Origin of the sequence: Chlorogloeopsis fritschii PCC 6912 (genome assembly GCF_000317285.1) — a bacterium.
GTDB classification, from domain to species: Bacteria; Cyanobacteriota; Cyanobacteriia; order Cyanobacteriales; family Nostocaceae; genus Chlorogloeopsis; species Chlorogloeopsis fritschii.
This window is the reverse complement of sequence record NZ_AJLN01000024.1, coordinates 1-346: the sequence shown is the minus strand read 5'-3', so window position 1 is coordinate 346 and position 346 is coordinate 1. Positions and strand designations below refer to the sequence as shown.

The window sequence follows — 346 nt, the reverse complement described above, 5'->3', positions numbered from 1 at the left end:
TTACAAATTTCCATTGCACATTGGGTTGATCTACACAATCCCACTGCGTAATCGGATCTCCATTACTTTGAGTTGCACCTTGTTGATGAAGACATTTGCCCGTTTGTTGGCTTTTTAAGTAAGAATAACCCTCGCCAGCAGGTTCTTCTCGCCATTTTACATTTGGTTGATTTACACATTCCCACTGTGTAATCGGTGCACCGTTTTCACTGGAAGCTTCATGAAGGTGCACACATTTTCCGCTATGGGCAAACTTCAAGAAAAAATATCCTTTGCCTGCTGGAACTTTCTCTACTTTAACATTCGGCTGATTCACGCAATCCCATTGTGTGATTTTGTCTCCATT

The 346-nt window shown here is 41.6% G+C and carries 1 protein-coding gene; it reads right to left on the bottom strand.

What is annotated here, in order from left to right; translation table 11 throughout:
- Positions 1–316 (bottom strand): RICIN domain-containing protein (locus UYC_RS35210; RefSeq protein WP_235082919.1); only part of this gene is annotated, 316 nt, incomplete at its 3' end.
- Between the last annotated feature and the right edge of the window lie 30 nt (positions 317–346).